This is a genomic window from Paenibacillus sp., assembly GCF_035645235.1.
Taxonomy (GTDB): Bacteria; Bacillota; Bacilli; order Paenibacillales; family YIM-B00363; genus Paenibacillus_AE.
In genome coordinates this window covers 1-18,119 of record NZ_DASQMZ010000071.1, presented here as the reverse complement: position 1 = coordinate 18,119, position 18,119 = coordinate 1, and the positions used below count along the sequence as shown (strand labels likewise).

Annotated in this window: 12 protein-coding genes and 1 riboswitch; of the genes, 2 read left to right on the top strand and 10 right to left on the bottom strand. The window is 59.6% G+C overall.

Annotated elements, in window-relative coordinates:
- The coding region (locus VEZ38_RS06650) for an ATP-binding protein (protein ID WP_324892562.1) at positions 1–229 on the top strand (229 nt) is incomplete at its 5' end.
- 531 nt (positions 230–760) lie between these two features.
- Here VEZ38_RS06650 and VEZ38_RS06645 read toward each other — a convergent pair.
- From VEZ38_RS06645 to VEZ38_RS06605, 9 genes are all read right to left on the bottom strand, one after another.
- Complete coding sequence (locus tag VEZ38_RS06645; RefSeq protein WP_324892561.1) at positions 761–1,537, bottom strand: RHS repeat-associated core domain-containing protein; 777 nt, start codon at positions 1,535–1,537, stop codon at positions 761–763.
- 570 nt (positions 1,538–2,107) lie between these two features.
- On the bottom strand, positions 2,108–8,095 hold the full coding sequence (locus tag VEZ38_RS06640) for a DUF6531 domain-containing protein (RefSeq protein WP_324892560.1): 5,988 nt from the start codon (positions 8,093–8,095) through the stop codon (positions 2,108–2,110).
- Between the two features lie 12 nt (positions 8,096–8,107).
- Positions 8,108–10,114: an S-layer homology domain-containing protein gene (locus VEZ38_RS06635; RefSeq protein WP_324892559.1), complete on the bottom strand. Its 2,007-nt coding sequence runs from the start codon at positions 10,112–10,114 to the stop codon at positions 8,108–8,110.
- A gap of 75 nt (positions 10,115–10,189) precedes the next feature.
- Positions 10,190–10,285: riboswitch (cyclic di-GMP riboswitch) on the bottom strand.
- 173 nt (positions 10,286–10,458) lie between these two features.
- The gene (locus tag VEZ38_RS06630; protein ID WP_324892558.1) at positions 10,459–13,164 is read right to left on the bottom strand and encodes an ABC transporter permease; all 2,706 of its coding nucleotides are present in this window, start codon (positions 13,162–13,164) and stop codon (positions 10,459–10,461) included.
- The gene (locus VEZ38_RS06625; RefSeq protein ID WP_324892557.1) at positions 13,161–13,901 is read right to left on the bottom strand and encodes an ABC transporter ATP-binding protein; all 741 of its coding nucleotides are present in this window, start codon (positions 13,899–13,901) and stop codon (positions 13,161–13,163) included. Before VEZ38_RS06625 ends, VEZ38_RS06630 begins: the two co-directional genes overlap by 4 nt.
- Before the next feature lie 38 nt (positions 13,902–13,939).
- Entirely contained in the window at positions 13,940–14,962 is a 1,023-nt protein-coding gene (locus VEZ38_RS06620; RefSeq protein ID WP_324892556.1) for a sensor histidine kinase, read from the bottom strand.
- Positions 14,959–15,678, bottom strand: coding sequence for a response regulator transcription factor (locus tag VEZ38_RS06615; protein WP_324892555.1), 720 nt, complete (start codon positions 15,676–15,678; stop codon positions 14,959–14,961). The genes VEZ38_RS06620 and VEZ38_RS06615 overlap by 4 nt, the downstream gene beginning before the upstream one ends.
- A 109-nt stretch (positions 15,679–15,787) precedes the next feature.
- Positions 15,788–16,504, bottom strand: coding sequence for a superoxide dismutase family protein (locus VEZ38_RS06610; RefSeq protein ID WP_324892554.1), 717 nt, complete (start codon positions 16,502–16,504; stop codon positions 15,788–15,790).
- A 104-nt stretch (positions 16,505–16,608) separates the two neighbouring features.
- Positions 16,609–17,184, bottom strand: a complete 576-nt coding sequence (locus VEZ38_RS06605) for a hypothetical protein (protein ID WP_324892553.1) — start codon at positions 17,182–17,184, stop codon at positions 16,609–16,611.
- Between the two features lie 158 nt (positions 17,185–17,342).
- Here VEZ38_RS06605 and VEZ38_RS06600 point away from each other — a divergent pair, with 158 nt between their 5' ends.
- The gene (locus VEZ38_RS06600) at positions 17,343–17,930 is read left to right on the top strand and encodes a hypothetical protein (protein WP_324892552.1); all 588 of its coding nucleotides are present in this window, start codon (positions 17,343–17,345) and stop codon (positions 17,928–17,930) included.
- A gap of 86 nt (positions 17,931–18,016) precedes the next feature.
- Here the strand turns inward: VEZ38_RS06600 and VEZ38_RS06595 are convergent, their stop codons facing one another.
- Positions 18,017–18,112, bottom strand: coding sequence for an IS3 family transposase (locus tag VEZ38_RS06595; RefSeq protein WP_324892563.1), 96 nt, complete (start codon positions 18,110–18,112; stop codon positions 18,017–18,019).
- Positions 18,113–18,119 lie beyond the last annotated feature (7 nt).

Here is an 18,119-nt window from a genome sequence, read left to right as displayed (position 1 = left end):
GAAAGGCAGCATGATTCTGACCAGCAACAAGAGCTTTGGCGAGTGGGGCGAACTCATGGGGGATCCCGTTCTGGCAACAGCTATTCTCGACCGCTTACTCCATCACTCCCACGTCGTGAATATCCGTGGGAACAGTTACCGACTCAAGGAAAAACTAAAGACCGGGATCTATTCGACGCCAGGCGCACGGGTGGGTCAAAATTATTCCGGCGCTAGTGGGTCAAATTAATTCCGGCGTTGACACTTCGTAATAATAACCCCGTACCATTGGAAAAAAAGCCCTGATGATCGGAGTTGTTTTCGAACATCTATAGGTCGCCCAACGTCAAGTTCGGTCGATAAATTCCAGATGCACCAGCATCCGCTTAAGCATGACCGTCGCCTCGGCTCCCGTCGTCGAGCTTCCCGGACGGATTCGCGATCCGGTTCTTACTTATCTTTTTTTGAGAAGTATAGCGTTACAATTAGAAACGGTATTACAGTAATTACAGCCATCACTTCCCAAAAGTTAGTGAAGTTGTTAATGATACCAAGCGAAAGTAAAGCTATTCCTAATATAAGAGATAGATTAATAAGGACCAACACAATAATTAAGTGCCTCGTACCATAGTTGCTGAAGCCCTTTGTTTTAAGTACAGCAAATGCATTAACTATAATAAATGCTACAATATACTCAATAGTATTATCCATTTAACAACTCCTCCCGAATAAAGTGTTAATAATAACCTTCCTTTTCGTAAGCCCCTGTCTGCTTCATAAATTAAACTAGATTACCCGAGTTAATCATGTCATTAATCATATAGGCGGCGAATTGATGTCTAATCTCAATTTGATTCTTCCGATTCGAAACCATTAGTCCGGGCGAAATCAGATCCATAACTAATTTATCGGTATCATCTCGAAATACCACCTCAAGTAATTCTCCAGTCTGTTGAAATAACGAAATATAGTTAGCCACATTCCCAACAGATGAAGTCACCTTATCGCTCCCTATCATTCCGATAATGTCCAATAGATCTAAAGCGGTATTTTGCGAAACATCTGCAAGTAGCTCTGCCGAGGAATCAAATTCTAGATAAGCCTTATCACGATAATGATTACTTAACATTCTTGCACCTTCCTGGACCAAAGAGGAGAAGGGCACATAACCTACAACTTTTTCAACACCATCAAGGAGTCCAGGCGAATAAAAATACGAATATTCCTTCTTTACTTTATCGTACACAACCATTTTTCTATTACCCGTAAGATCAACATATCCTACTGGGTTATTCTCTACATAAACGTATTGATTATGACTTTGCGGCTCCCACAGATCCCCCTTATACGAATCCTCACTAACAAACCGGCCGATCTCCGGCTGATAGTAACGAGCGCGCGCATACGTCAGGCCGCTGGCGAAATCATACCCCAAACCCGTGTAGCCGAAAAGGTTATCCGGCCCCGGCCAGTTCGGGTCGAATTTCTTCGCGTCGAGCGGGATGCCGAACTCGTCGTAATGGTAGCGCGACGACATGCGGCCGTCCTGCTCGAGCATGCCGAGCGTGCTGCCGAGCGCGTCGGCCAGGTACCACAGCGTCTTCGGCGTGACGCCCGGTTCGGCGCCGCCGTCGCCCGGCGTCAGCCTTGTACTTTTCGGGCGGTGCTACTTTATGCCGTCTGGAACGAAGGATTTAAAACATTTGACTTAGCCATCCGATTCATTCGGTACTGGGTGGGGGCATTCTAAGATAAAAAGAAAAACCACAACGCTGAAGTCAGCATTTGTGGTTAAGTCGTGGTTTTTACTGAAAATTTCGTATAACGCTTTATCTATAGTTGCACATTTCCAAAACCACATTCTCAATCTCGTCCGCAGCAAGGTATAAAGATTCAGGATGTTGAGCGTATTTCGCTTGCTGTCTAATGAATTTAACCATGTAGAGCATATGATAGACAACTTTTTTATTTATTAACGAATCATCCTTTGTTCTATCTCTTACCTCTAGCAATATGTCCAACATTTCCCGAAAAGTTGTCTGGTCGTATTTTTTTTCAGTCCTTACTGGTACAAGAATTTTGGGCATAATTAGTTGTAATCGTTTCTCGAGTTCTGTTAATTCTTTGTTCATTGTACGAACCCCACAATTGCATCCATATTTACATAGTACTCAATCGTGACCTCTTGATCATATAATGCAATCCCATAAGCAGTAATTTCATAAGGGTCATCTGACTTTGTATGTCTTAGTTTATCGGCCGCAAAATAATGTTTTGATTTTACTTTGTTTAAATCAATGGCAATAATTCCACTCCCTGTATTAAATCTCGTCCTCGCAATATTTAAGTCTTTAGTCGTTGAAATATACGGGTCGTTGCCATAAGGTGAACTTCCATCAAAACCAGTCTGTAAGATATGTTCTTCCAACGTCCACCGCCCGAATGGATTTTTGGCAATTAACCCCTTACCTTCACGTAAATTTTTTAAATCCTCTGGTGTTATAGCCCGATAAACTATATTTTTATCTTTACTCCTTGTTAACTCTTCTGCCCTAACAATTGGAATATCAATTGCTTTTTCCTTACTTTTTTCTCGTGCCATTGACCTATCTAATGCAATAGCACCTGCTGCAGCTGCCAAGAATAGTGCGCCTTCGACAACTCCTTTTGCCACAGCCGCACAAGTCGCCTGTCCGACAACCGGAACCAGACAAAAAGCAGGAGAATTTCCACTAGGGTCAGTATACTTTAATGGGTTGTTCCATGTATACGTATAAAGATTCAGCGTCAGTGGATTCGTAATATCCCCCTTATACGTATCCTCACTAATAAACCGGCCGATCTCCGGCTGATAGTAACGAGCGCGCGCGTACGTGAGGCCGCTGGCGAAATCATACCCCAAACCGGTGTAGCCGAAAAGGTTATCCGGCCCCGGCCAGTTCGGGTCGAATTTCTTCGCGTCGAGCGGGATGCCGAACTCGTCGTAGTGGTAGCGCGACGACATGCGGCCGTCCTGCTCGAGCATGCCGAGCGTGCTGCCGAGCGCATCGGTCAGGTACCACAGCGTCTTCGGCGTAACGCCCGGTTCGGCGCCGCCGTCGCCCGGCGTCGGCTCCCAGCCGTTGTTCGCGTCGTACGCCGGGAGGTACGTGTACGACACGCGGTCGCCGCCTGCGCCGTAAACGAACGTCTCCTTCCACTTCGTCTCGTCGGCTTCCGCTACCTGAATCGGCTCCGGCAGCGCCATGCTTACGTCGTTCGTATAGTGGAACTCCCAGTGCTTCTTCTTGAACTGCATCTCCCAGCCGTCGCGCGGACCGAACGGATGCTCCGTCGGGTATTCGCCTTCGACCGGGTCGCATTTCTTGGCAAGGCCCGGCGGCACGAAGCCCGGAGGTACGACGTGGTCGCACTTGGCGCTCTTGCCGCCGCCGTTGCCGTTGCCATTGCCGTTGCCATTGCCGTTGCCGTTGCCGTTCCCGTTGCCATTGCCGTTTCCATTCCCGTTACCGTTGGAACCGTGCTTGTAATCTAGGATCATAGACACTCGATTGCCGTCGCCGTCGTAGGAATAACGCGTCTTGTCCCCCTTGTGGTTGACATGCACCGCCAGTCGGTTCGCGCTGTTCCAGGTGTACTCCTCGAGAACCTCCGGCGCCTCGGGCTCGATCGAAGCGAGGAAGGCCAGCGGATCCGAAACGTTTTCGACCTCGTACACGTCAGGCGTGACGGTCGTGTCCTCCGAGCCGCCGTACACCGCCATGGCGACGCTCAACGCTTCCGACGGATCGACTTGCCCCGTCAGCCCGATGACGGACAACAGATTGCCGCGAAGATCGTACGTGTAATCTTTGTAGTCCAGCCCGTTCTGCCAATGCGTGAGCTGATCCACGGCATTGTACGTATACTGTTCCAGATCGATCAGGTCGCCCCAGGACGTCGTCTTCGTCAGGCGGTTGCCGACTTTGTCGTATGCATAGCTCGTCGTGATCAGCGATCCCATGTCGCCGGCGTTGTACTTGTTCACCGTGACGAGCTGGTTCAACGCGTCGTACGCATACTCGGAGACGATGCGGCTGCCCTCCGCATCGTCCTCGTCGTCGCCGCCTTCGACGCGCTCCATCTTCGTCCGGTTGCCGACCGGGTCGTATGCATAGATCAACTGCTCTACGGCTTGTCCGTACTGGTTTCTATGCGTGAGCTCGAGCAGCTGGCCGAGCGCATCGTAGCTGTACGTGCTGACGGCGCCCGTCGGCAGCGACTTCGTCGTCAGCAGGCCGCGTTCGTCGTATTGATACGCCGTGCGCCGACCTTCGGCGTCGGTGACGCCGACGATCCGGTCGAGCAGGTCGACATCGTACGTCACTACGCCGCCGTCCGGATACGTCATGCTCGCGCGCTGCCCGTTCGGCGTCCATGCATACTGAATCGTCTGTCCGCGCCCGTCCGTCACGCTGGTCAAGCGCGACAACGCATCGTACGCATACGTCGTCGTGCCCGTGTCGTCGATCATCGACGTGCGGCGGCCGAGCTTGTCGTACGTGTAGGATACCGTCTTGCCGTCGTGGTACAGAATGCCGGTCAGCCGGTTCGCCAAGTCATAGCTGTACCCGGTGCTCTTCGCGTCCGGATGCTGTACCGACGTGACGTTGCCCATCCCGTCGTACAGCAGCGCCGTTACCTTGCCCAGCGGGTCGATCTGCGACTTCAGTCGGCTGAGCAGGTCGTACTCATAGACGGTTACCCGTCCTTCGGCGTCGGTCTTCGTCTTCAGATTGCCGACGGCGTCGTACGTATACGACGTCGTATCGCCCTTGGCGTTCGTCACGGACGTCAGCCGCCCGAGCGCGTCGTAGTCGTAGGTCGTCGTCTGCCCCTTCGCGTCGACGACGCTGGTGATGCGATCCAGTTCGTCATAGCCGAAGGTCGTGACGGCGCCGAGCGCGTCGACGATCGTCGTGACGCGGTTCAGCTCGTCGTAGCCGTACGTCGTCGGCTCTCCCGCCTCATCCCGCGACACCCGGACGCGGCCGAGCTCGTCGCGTTCCATCGCCGCGCGGTTCCCGAGCGGGTCGACCGTCGCGACGAGCAGCCCTCGGTCGTCGTATTCCATCGACCAGACGGCGCCGTTCGGCCGCTTCACGCTCGTGAGCCGTCCCGCCTTATCATAGCCGTATTCGGTCGCTTGACCCAAGGCATCGATCACCTGGGCTAACCGGCCGACGGCGTCGTAATGGTAAGAAGTAACGGAGCCGTAATGATCTTTCTCCGTCGACAATCGACCGAGCGCGTCGTACCCATACTCGGTGACGCCGCCTTCCGGATCGGTTACCTTCACCGGCAAGTTCCGCGCGTCGTAAACGACCTCGGTCCGTCCGAGGCGCGGATCCACGACGGCGGTGACGTTGCCGTTGCCGTCGTATTCGTAATCGGTGACGTTCCCTTCCGCGTCGCGCACCCAGTCGATGCGGTCTGCGGCGTCATACGCGAACTCCGTCGCGGCGCCGTTCGGCTCGACGATCTTCGTCCGGTTGCCGACGGCGTCGTATTCAAACGAAGTGACGTTCCCGTTCGGATCGGTGACGGACGACAGCCGATCGTACGTGTCATACGTGTACGAATAGGATGCGTTCGAGCGGTTCAGGACGGTTTCCAGGTTGCTGTTCTTGTCGTAATCGAATACGTTCTTATACCCGAGCGCGTTCAGCTGCTCCTTGATTCGGTCGCGGGCGTCGTACGCGATCTCGGTCCGCCGGCCGAGCGCGTCGACGACGGCCGTGACGCGATGCAGCGGGTCGCGCACGAGCTCCTGCGTGTACCCTTCCGGATCGGTGATGAATCGTACGAAGCCGTCGGCGTCATTTTCCAGCTGCGTTCGTTCGCCTTCCGCATTCACCGTCGCCGTGGGGACGCCGCGGGCGTCGTACTCCACCGTCGAGACATGACCCAGGGCGTCGGCGACCGACGTCAGGTTCCCCTTGCCGTCGTACCCGAACACCGTCTTGTTCCCCAATGCGTCGACGATTTCGGTCGGCTTATTGAAGTCGTTGTACAGGATCGTCGTCGTGAACCCGAGCGGATCGACTTGCTGCAGCAGGTTGCCCGACTCGTCGTACACGAACGTCCACGTCTCGCCGTTGCGGTCGATATACGACGTCATGTTGTCGTCCGCGTCGTACGCGAACCGCTCCGACGTGCCGTCCGCATGATGAATCGCCGTACGCCGCTGGCGCTCGTCGAACTCGAACGTCGTTTCGCGGCCGAGCGCATCGATCGTGACGGTCTTCATCTCTTCTGGATCATAGACGATGTCGCCCCATTCGCCGCCGAGGTCTTTCTGGCGCACGACCCGGTCTTCGTCGTCGTATACGTTGACGAGCGTCGCCGTCCCCTCCGGGTTCGTCATCTCGGTCAGGTTATGGCGCGCGTCATAGCCGAATCCGATCTTCGCGCCGTCCGGGAGCACGATGCCGGTCAGGTCGTTGCGAATGACGTCGTATTCGTATTGCACCGCGCGGCCGGATTGGTCCTCCAGCCGGACGAGCTTGCCGTTCGCGCCGTAGGTGAACTGCAACGATGCGCCCGGCGCCTCCACCCGGTCGAGCACCGAGCCGACATAATGGAAGGCGGCCTCGTTGCCGTTCGGATCGATCGTTCGGTACAGCATCCCGTCCTCCCGGAATACCATCTGGGACCGGTCTTTCCGCGTCAGCGTGAACAGGCCGTCCGCATCCCGCGTCAGCGTATCGAACACGCCCGGAGGCGTATGGAACTGTCCGTCGCCGGCTTCCTCGTAAATCAGGCTCGCCCCGGTCGGCGTGACCAACACTTGGTCGTTCCCCCGAGGGTACAAATACCAATCCAAGGAATGATGCCAACCGACGCCGAGGATGCCGTCGTATTTATCCCGGCTGTGATACGTGACTTTAAAGTCCAGCGGTACGATACCGGACAGGGAGAGGTTCGTATGGGCGAACACGAAGTCTCCCGTCGCCAGATTGACCGGGTCGAAGTCTTCGGGAATCGAATGACCTTCCTTGTTCGCATATTCCTCTTCGATACGCAAAATGTCCGTATTTTCGATGGTGCCTGCGGAGGAAGGGGCGGGGATGAGCGCCACTTGATCTTTCGCGAACCATCCCATACAAATTTGGCCGTCGAGGCAATACTTCAGCGGTCGCTTGTTGAATTCAGCTATTTTTTTAACGTTTTCCGCGATGCCCGCCTTGGACGTGTCGTCGTAGTACAGCGCGGCGACGTGAGCCCAGTTCGCATCGTTCGAGACCGCCTTATATTTCAGTACCTTGATGTACTCGGAATACCCCGACGTCTTGCCGTCGAGCGTGCGAGTCGCTTTCGCGGTAATATGCGCGATTTGGTACAGCGGCAGTTCGATTTCTACTTCCCATTCTCCTACATAGTCCTCGGGATCGCTCCCTTCCGGAAATTCCGGAAAATAGTTGTTCACCGACACGCCGGAGGACCACGTCCGCTGCTTCGCGACGGGGACTTGTTCCGCAATCGTCGTAATGTCGTCCGTCTTCTGAACCTTGCGGTCATTGCCCTCCTGCACCGTCACCCACATCTCGAGCGTCACTACGGTGCCGAGCTCCGCCAAACCGCGGATCACATGCCGTTCGCTCTGAAGCGTCTCGTCGGGCACGATCGCGACCTCGATCGGCTGCGGCGGCGCCGGGTTTCGCACGGTGAACGTATCGGATCCGGCAAACTGCGCGAAATCCGTCGGCGTCACGCATGCTTCGTAGGAGCCGTCAAGCGCCGGCGAACCGTTCAGCTTGCCGTCCCAGCGATAAGTGTGCTTCTGTTCTACGGCATAATCGGCCCCCGACACGAGCGTCTGCCGTCCGCAAATCGAGATATCCGTCGGGTGGCTCGTCTGGCCTTCCCCGGGATCGTCATAGCTGAAAATGATATCGAGCGGCTGCCCGTACACCGCCATGATTTCGGACGGGCTCACGTCGACCGAGGTGGCCGCCTTCGCCTTCGGCGCATCGCCCGGATAGATCGGAATGCCGCTGACGGCGACGAATACCGCGAGGCTTGCGGCGAGGATCGACGTTTTCTTGCGGCGGAACCAAGCTCTGAACGCGTTCATGTTCATCCTCCTCTACTCGTCCGACAACAGCGGCAACGCGCGGTACAGCACCGTCGCCGCCTCCGCCCGCGTCGTCGTCTTCTGCGGCAGAAATTTACCGTCGCTGCCTGCCAGCAGCCCGAGCCGTACGGCCGCGGCGACGTCCGCCTGCGCCCAGGCGCTGATCGACGCTTCGTCCGCGAACCTCGACAGCTCGGCCGCGCCCGCGGCGGCCGCGTTCGAGCCGATCGCGCGGACCAGCATGACGCTCATCTGTTCGCGCGTCACCGGCTCATCCGGCCGGAACACATCGCCGTCGCCTTTCACCCAGCCCGCCTGCGCCGCCGCATGCACGACGTCGTACGCCCAATGCGTCTTGCCGACGTCGGCGAAGGCTGCCGCGGTCGGGGCGGATGCTTCCCATCCGAGCGCCCCGACGAGCAGCTTCACGAACTGCGCCCGCGTCACGGGCGCATCGGGCCGGTATGTACCGTCTTCGAAGCCCGCCACGACGTTCTTCGCGGCCAACACCTCGATCGCGTCCTTCCCCCAGTGGGCGCGGATGTCGCGGAACGTCGCATTGCGCTGGACGACCGCGACGTCTCCCGTTTGCCGCGTCCACTCCAGTTCGACGGCGGCAGCGGCGGCGTCCGTCTTCCCGCCGAGGTACGTCCACGTTCCGTCGGCTTCGCGCAAGAACGCGTTCGTCTTCTCGTGCTCGAGCTTCGTCATGCCGTCGCCCGCATACGTCAACGTCAGAGCTGCCGGCTTCGCGAGCGGCCGGGTCGAGGAGACGGACCACGTCGGGCTCTTCCGCTCGTACTCGCCACTCTCCTCGTCGCCTTCGACGTCCGTCCAGCGTACCGTAATTTGCGTCTGCGCTTCTACGGCTCCCTCGGGAACGCGCAGCCGGAAGGCGCCGTTCGACGCGACGACGTCGCCGCCTTCCGGGCCAACCGCACCCACGATCGATCGGGTCGAAACCTCCGACGCCGCCTCCGCGTCCGTGCCGGCGCCCGCGCCCGCGTCCGGCGTCGCGGTGGAGCGCGTTAAGGTGCCGTCCTCCGCCTTCGTCACGAAGCGGTCGCCCTCCATCGCTAGGAACGTCTGATCCACCCTGCTGTTCGTCACCTGGAACGTCTCTTGCGTCGCCAAGTCCGCCGCCATAATTTGCGCGACGCCTCCGACGTCTTCCACCCACGAGACGTAGCCGTCCCCGACCGCCATAATCGCGAATTCGCGTTCCTTCTTCGACGGTTCGGTCAACTGGACCGGAGCCGCCTCCGAAGCGTCGAGCTTTAGCGACATATAATGCGTCAAACCCTCGAAGCTGCGAATTTTCCAAAGGAGCGTGCTCCCTTGGAAAGCGAAGCCTTCGATGAATTCCCCGCCTTCCGTCTCGTACAACGACGTCTCCGTGCCGGTCGCCAGATCGATCATGCTCAATCCGCTGTTATCCGATTGCCGGAACGCGACGACGCCGTCCGACACGATCGGATACCGCCCTTGCCCGAGCGGCTCGGTCGTCCCTAACGCCGGATCGTAAATATACATGTCGCCCCGCGTATCCCGGTCGTACCAGACGACGACCCGGCCGTCCGTCGACGGGTTGACGTGCTGCCCGGGCGCCGACGTCGCGACATGCTCCTCCCCGGTTGCAAGATCGTACACGACGATATGCCTGGCCGTAGGCATGGCGGACGCGTCGATACCGCGCTTGTCCTCCCAGACGACGAGCTCCCCGCCGATCGAAATCGTGTCCTTCGGAGAAGCCACCGTCGTCAGTTGGCGCTTTTGCATGGTTGCAAGATCGATGTAATGCACATGGTTGTTTTCGATCCATACCGCTTTATTGCCGCTCACCGCCGATCTTGCCGGCAGCACGAATCCGGAACTGTCCGCGTCCATGACATACGAAGCGGCGGTCGCCGGCAGCGGCGCGCACGCCGCCGCCATCGCGGCGACGAGCAGCGCGATGCCGCTCCTCCGCAGCGCTGCCGTCCGTCTCTTTTTCGTAGCGTTCTTCTCCATTTGCATCATCAACTCTCTCCTTTTTTCCTGAAAATGAAAAAACTCCCGAAGCCATAGCAGGGCCCGGGAGTTCATGTCGATTCCAAGAGCAACCTGGCAGTCAGGCCGCGGCGTAAACCCGCGACGGAAGACCCATGGCTTTGCGTCATCGCCTTTCGGACGATTTTGCCTTTGATGCTTGAAATATGGTATTTTCTATCAATAGTTCTATCATAATGGGAAAATATGTCGAACTCAATCTTTTTTTAGCGATTCATGGAAAATGAATAGTTCCTTCGTCGCGCGACAAAACCCCCGATCGCCGGCTGTGACCGACGGTCGGGGGTTGCGGATGGTCATATTGTAAAGAGATATTATCCTGCGTACCTCGTCGCCTCGCTCGGCGGCACGCGAAGCGCTTGGCGCGCCGGAAGGCAAGCGAGGGCGGCCGCGACGGCGAGCGTCCCCGCGAAATGCAAGGCCAGCTGCCCCCAAGGCAGCGGGATGCGCCCGCCCAGGTCGGCCGACATCAACGCGTCGAAGACGATAAAGCTCATATACGTCCCGACCGAGTACCCCAGCAGAATGCCGAAGCCCCCGATGAAGGCTCCTTCCAGCAGCACGATCCCGTACAGCTTCCCGGTCGAGACACCGACGGCGCGAAGCATGCCCAGCTGCTGCCTGCGCTGTCGTACGAGCCGAAACATGACGACCAGCAAGCCGGTCAGGCCGACGAGTAAGGCGAATTGGTTGAAGACTTGGAAGAGGCCGATCAATTGTTTGCCGGTCAAGTAGTACCCGTTTTCCGAGTTCGCGACGTGCACGACGGGAGCGACGCTCTGCAGCGACAGCGCGTCGGCGACTTCGCGCAAAGCGGCCGCATCGTCCTTCGGCAGCTTCACGAACACGGTCGCGTGCAGGTCGGCGTCGCTCTTCGCCAGGGCCGCCAGCGCGTCGCGGCGCAGCCAGATGCCGAACGATTCCGGATGGAAGCCCGACGTGCGGGCGATGCCGATGATCCTCTTCGTGACCGACTTCTCCCCGACGCGGATCGGGTAGTCGTCGCCCACCCGGTACGGCCCGCCGCTCGAGTGCGCCAACGCATCGTCCGATACGATGACCGCGTCGACGTCTTCCGCCAGCGCGCGCCAAGCCGCCAGATCGTCCGCGAACCGCTCGTCCCGGCTCCACAAGGCGACGGACGTCGTCTCCGCGTACGACGCATCGATGCCGTTGATTTTAAAGGAAAATTCGCCCCACTGCGCCGTCGCCGTTTTCCATAGCAATTGCTGCACGACGGCGACCTCGTACCCGCCTTCGCCGAGCGGCAAGCCCGCGTCGGCCAACCCGCTGTGCACATCTTCGGTTTTCAGCGCGCGGGCGTCCCTCGCCAGCACGTCGTACCCGCCGACAGCCGCCCTCGGGTCTTGGCGCTTCATCATGACGTCGATCGCCTCGTTATAGACGAGCGGGAAGCTGACGAAGCAAGAGACGGCGGCGAACATGAACAACAGCAATCCGGTTCGGACCCGGCCGTCGATCATATTTCGGACGGCGAGCCGCACCGTGAGGGTCAGCGACGGGAAGCGTCGTACCGCGCGAATGATGCCCTCGCTTACGTACCCGAAGGCCTGAATGAAGACGAGCGAGAACAACGGAACCGACAGCAGCGTCCCGAGCAGCACAGGTCCCATCCGATCCTCGGTAACCAGCTCCTTGCGAAAGTCCGGCACCGCGGTGACGACGATCAGCGCGGCGGCAAGCGCCCCGGACAGAACGAGCGCCCAAATGCCGGTCAGCGAGCGCCGCCCCCGGCTTCGTTCGCCCGACTTCGGCGCTTGAAGCGCCTCGACGATGCTGAACTTCGTCGCCTTGCGCGAAATCGTCCATACGCATGCGAAGACGATGAGCAAGCCGGCGGAGAAGCCCGCCATGAGCGCGCCGGGGTCCGGATAAAAACGGAAGGCCGTAAGCGCCGCTTCTTCCGTGAACGTATCGAGCAACAGGCGCCCGACCGTCTCCGTCAAGAAGAACGCAAGTCCCGCGCCGAGTGCAACGCCGAGCGTACTCGCGAAGAAGCCGTACAACAACCCCTCCGTTCGAAGCAAAATCCGGAGCTCTTTCCTGCCGAGTCCGACGGCGCGCAGGATGCCCATCTCCTGCCGCCGTTCCTCGGCCAGCATTTTAAAAATATTCGTGATCAAGACGATGCCGATCAGCACCGCGTTGACGCTCGTCACCCCGAAGATGGCGGACAGAAACTGCGTCGCCTCCTGGAACATGCGCTCGGCTTCCTCCCGCACGGGGAACGCTTTCCACCCCGCGGGAGCCGTGCCCGTCAGCAACACGTTCGTATAGGCTCCCGCCGGCATTCCCGCCAGGAGGCGTGCGTCGCCAAGCCCTACGAGGACCGTGGCGGCCGCATGCGTGAGGCCCCGGTATCCGACGAGCCCCCGCTCGTCGAGCACCCGAAGGACCAGGAACGGGTGCGCCCGATTGTCGACGTCCAAGAGATATACCGTATCGCCCGCCCTTGCGCCCAGCGCCCTCGCGGCGCTCTCCGACAACAGCGCCTCGCCGGCTGCCGGCGCCTCGGCGAACGACGGCGCGAGCGCCGGATCGAACCGCGAGACCGCGTCCCGGTCGGCGCCGACGACGTACAGGTTCGGTGCGACGACCGAGGGCTCCTGCCGTTCGTTGCGCCGCTGCGCCGAGGAGACGAGCGAGACGATCGGCAGCATGCCGGTCGTCTCGCCCGACCCGAGGCGGTCGATGTCGGCCGCTTCGAAATGCGGGCCTGCAAGGCCCGGCTGATTCGTCGACGGTGCATCGTACGCGATCGGCCCGAAGTGGCGCTCGATCGACGCTTCCGCGCTATGGTTCAGCGACGCGTTCGAGATCAGCGTCATCGAGATGAGCGCCGTGCTGACGGCGAGCCCGAGCGCGGTGAGGATCGCGGAACGCCCTTGCGCCCGCACGTTGCGCCACGCCATCCGGCGGAGATGGGGGTATCGAGCGAAGCGGTGCGCGAGGTACAACAGCAGGCCGCCTGCGAAGGCCGCGGCCCCGGCGAGCATCATGGCCTCCAACCTCCCGCCGCGCCTTCCGCCCGACGCTTCGAGGCGGGTCCGCGTTCGTCCACGATCGACCCGCTGTCCATATACAACGTCCGATCCGCATAAGCGGCGACGTCGGGGTTATGCGTTACGATCACGAACGTAATTCGCTCCGTGCGGTTCAGGTGCTCGATCAAGTCCATGACCATGACGGTCGTCGTGCTGTCCAGCGCGCCCGTCGGCTCGTCCGCCCAGACGATCGCCGGCTGATTCACGATCGCCCGCGCGATCGCCACGCGCTGCTGCTGCCCGCCTGACAGCTCCTTCGGGCGATGCTGCGCCCGCTCCCGCAAGCCGACGCGGGACAACGCAAGAAGCGCCTTCTCCCGCGCTTCCTTCGGCCGTACGCCTGCGCACAGCAGCGGCAGTTCGACATTCTCTTCCGCGGTCAACACGGGAATGAGATTGTACGATTGGAAGATAAACCCCATTCGTCCCGCCCGGAGCGCGTCCCGGCGCTTCAAGGGTAGCGCGGCGACGTCCGCGCCCTCCACCAAGACGCGCCCTCTCGTCATGTCGTCCAGCCCGGACAAGCAGTTGAGCAGCGTCGTCTTTCCGCAGCCCGACGGTCCCATGATCGAGACGATCTCCCCGGGGGCGATGCGAAGCGAGGCGCCCTTCAGCGCCTCCAATCCGGCCTCGCCGTGGCCGTACATTTTCCATACTTCTTGCGCCTCGATGATCGGACGTTCGATGTCCATCCTCGTTCCCATCCTCTCGTAGCCGGCGAACCGGCGAGCTACGGATGAAGCGGAAAGAGCGGCAGAACGACGTGAAACGACGTCCCTTCGCCCAACGCGCTCTCCGCTCGAATCGACCCGCCGTGCGCTTCGACAAATTCCTTGGCGATCGCAAGTCCGAGTCCGGTCCCCCCCGACATCCGGTTGCGGGACGCCTCGACCCGGTAAAATCGCTTAAACAAATACGGCAAGTGCTCCGGCGCGATGCCGGGACCGTTATCCGTCACGCGAAACCGCAGCTCGCCGGGCGACGCTTCGTACGCCACCAGCACGTTGCCGCCTTCCGGCACGTACCGGATCGCGTTGCCGATCAGATTGACCAGCACCTGCTTAAGCCGCGCCGGATCGCAATACAGCTCGCCGCCCCACTCCCCCTCGGTTCGGATCGTCACGTCCTTATCCTCCGCTTCGAGGGCAAGGATCGACACGATCTCGTCCAAGGTCGGAGCGAAGGCGATCCATTCCCGGTCCAAGCGCAGCCGGCCCGACTCCGCCAAATTGAGGTCCCGCATGTCTTGGATGAGCCTCGACACCCGCTTCGCCTCGTCGAGCAGCGGAAGCAGATTTTCCGGCCGGAGCTCCTCCGCTCCCTTGAGCATCGTCTCTAGATGTCCCCGAATGATCGCCACAGGCGTCCGGAGCTCGTGCGCGACGTCCGCCACCAGCTGGTTCCGCGCCTCCTCGCCGTCGGTCAATCTCGCCCTCAGGTCGTTCACGACGCGGGCAATCGCAGCGACCTCGTCCCCGCCGCCCCCGACCTCCACGGCATGGAGCGCCGGGTGCTGCCTCACGTCGTTCGCTTGCTCGGCGAGGGACGCGAGCCGCCGGGTGAACGTCGCGGCGATCAAATAGGCGAACGCGCCGATGACGATGCACGCGACCGTCGCGACGGCGAGTCCCTGCATGACGGCGTATCGGCCCGGGGGCAAGACAAGGGCGAAGCGGAGCGCGACGTAGCCGATGCCGAAGGCGACGATTCCGTACCCGAACAAAATCCATCCGAGCTTCGTCTGCGCCCTCATTGAGGATCCCCGAGCTTATATCCGATCCCGTGCACCGTGACGATCAGCTCCGGACTCGAAAAATCCCGCTCCAGCTTCTTCCGCAAGTTGCGAATATGCGTATCGATCGTCCGCTCGTAACCCGAATACTCTTCGCCTAACGCGATCTCGAGCAGATCGAGCCGGCTGAATACGCGTCCGGGAGATTTCGCCAGCGTGACTAAGATTTTGAATTCGGTCGGCGTCAACGCGACGGGCCGGCCGTCCAGATACACGGTATGGCCGGGCAGGTCGATCGACAGCCGCCCCCGCTTCCACATCGGCTCCTCCGGAACGTCCGGCGGCGCGCTTCGCTTGACCGTGCGGCGAAGCACGACGCGGATGCGAGCCTCCAGCTCGCGCATCGAGAACGGCTTCGTAATGAAATCGTCCGCGCCGATCTCCAGCCCTAACAGTTTATCGATTTCTTCCGATTTCGCGGTAAGGAACAACACCGGCACGTCGGAAAACGTACGCAGCCGGCGGCAGACGTCCAGTCCGTTCATGCCCGGCATCATCCAATCGAGCAGCACCAAGTCGATGCTGCCGTCGGTTTCCAGCAGCCGTAACGCTTCCGCGCCGGAGTGGACTTCCCGGACGCCGTAACCCTCATTCGCCAAATAGGAAGCAATGAACGACGTCATTTTTTGTTCGTCGTCCACGATCAATACGTTCACGGTCGTCGTCGAATGATTCATGGTCCCGGTACCCTCGCCTTATCGAAGTTTCCTCCCCGTCTGTCCGGGGCATGGTCAACGTATTCGACGCGATTCGACCGTTCCCTGCTCCGACCGGAACCTGCTTGCTTTACTGAATGTTGCCGCCCGCGATCCGGTCGCCGGAGTTACCTGCCGGGTCCGACTTGTAATCGTCCGGGCCGGCGTGAATAATGAACGATCTGCCCCATACCGATCGCTCGGCCCCTTTTTCCAACGTAAGCCCCTTCATGAGGAACGTCTTGCTTGCCGTCCCGTCCGCGGCGGCGACCAAATTCTCGAAATCGCCCGCGTGATGTCCTTCGTCGTTGTGCAAGCCGTGCTTCTTGCCGTCCGGGTTGTAGTGGCCGCCGGCCGTCTTAAAGTCGTTGTTCTCGAACGCCTTCTCGTGCAGATGCAAGCCGTGCGGACCCGGGGTCAGACCCGAAGCTTGGAGCTTCACTAACACGCCGCCGTCCGTTTGCGAAAGCAGCGCGCGCCCGATGTTCTTTCCGGTTCCGTCCACCAGGGCGACCTCCGTTTCTCCGAGCCAAACGCTCTTCGTCGCGCCGTCCCAATGCACCGGCTGCCCCAGAAGCTGGCTGACCATGCGAATCGGCACATACGTCGTGCCTTGATAGATCATCGCCTCCGGCGCGCCGTTGAACGTGCCGTCCGCGGAAGCGCGGTTTTCGCCAGCTACGTAGAATTTCAGCTTCTCGATCGATACCGAGAGGTTCGCGTTCTGCGCCATGGCGACGCCTGAGAAGAAAATCGAACCGCAGAGGAACGCCGCGCCAAGGTGACCGAGTGTAAAGCTCTTTTTCATGATTCATTGCCTCCTGTTATGTAGTTTCCGTATTGCATCGTACCGCGGCGGTTTGAAGGTTGTATGGAAAGGATTCGCAGAAAATGCGAAGATCGCGCGAAGCCTTATCCGGCTTCCGCGATCTTGGTTGGCTCCTGTACGTGAAGGAAGGCGAAGACGGCGCCGTTCAACAGTCCTACGGCCAAACCGTCGTACGTATGGTTCATCATAAATTCGCTGGCGGGTCCGTGGAGAAGCCGGTCGCTTACCCACAGTCCGACACCCCAGGATAAACCGCCCCCGACAACCCAACGCAAGGCGCGCCGCGCGCCGCGTCCGTACGCCAGCGCATGCAGCAGGCCCAGCAGCGCGCCGCCCGCCAAGCCGACCCCTAGGAACAGGGACTCTAGATCGGTCGAACGCACGTCGAGGAAGGCATGCGTAATCGCGAACGCGCCGGCGACGGCAAGCACCAGCCGACCGCCCCCCGGACGACCGAACCCCCGCAGCGCGGCCCATTGCAGCAGCCCGGCCACGGCGCCGGTGACGGCGCCGAAGACGAACCCGACGACGGCGGCGCCCGGCCTCCACTCTTCCCCCGTATACCCTCCGGGGAAATGTCCGAAATACCCGGCGAACCCGTATCCCGCCGCGCTGCAAGCGACGAACAGCATCAGAAACAAACGTTTGTTTCCTCTCATGCAAGTTCTCTCCTTCGATAACGAATACCTCCAGCTTAACGAACCGGCATGAAGATTCGGCTAAGATTTTTTGTACGCTTCTCCGCGAAAGCTTCGCAAGGCGTTCATATTTCCTTGGAGATTTTGCATTATGCTAAGCTGAAAGGAGGAATGCTTCGATGGAAAGACGCACGCAGCGCCAGCCGGAGGGCCTGCTCTTCTTCGCCGCCGGCTTGTTATTATTGCTCCACCATTATTTCGACTGGATCGTCATGCGGCGCCTGATCAACACCGGATACCCGGACAAGTACGCGTTGGACTTCATTTTATTCCTGGCCCCCTTGTGCTTCGGGTACGGAGCGCTCCGATGGTACCGCGGGCTCGAGGACGGACGGCGTTCCCGCGCGGCGTCGCTCGGCATTCGGGCGGTTTGCATCGCGTCGGTCGCCTTAGGCGCCGCTTGGTTTTTCGCGAAATGGATTTATCATTCCGACATTCCTTGGTTCGTATTGCTGTTTTACCCCGGCTCGCTGTTGTTGACCGCCGGCCTGCTCCTGTTGCTGTCCGCTTCCCGGAGTCCGGCCGCGCGCTGGACGCTCGTCGTCCTGGCCGCCATTTCGCTGGCATACCCGATCGCGCCTCAGCTGATCGCCGCCGCGCAAGGCAAGGCAGCCGGTTCCGAGTGGAAATTCGCGCTCGGCACGGCGTACGGGGCGGTTATGGCGGTATTCGGGGGAACTGCTTTCCTCCGGAGGTTCCGACACTGACGAATTATGACGAAAAAGGAAAACGCCCCGTTGGCCGCGAGCGGCCTATGGTCAAGACCCATTTTTGTGGACAGTTAAATAACACCCTATGCAGCGAACTGGCACCTGTACTTCACAGGTGTCAGTTTTTTCAACTTTCTTTGAGGTCGTTCGTGGTTATAAAAGTGAATGTATGCCTCAATTCGCCTT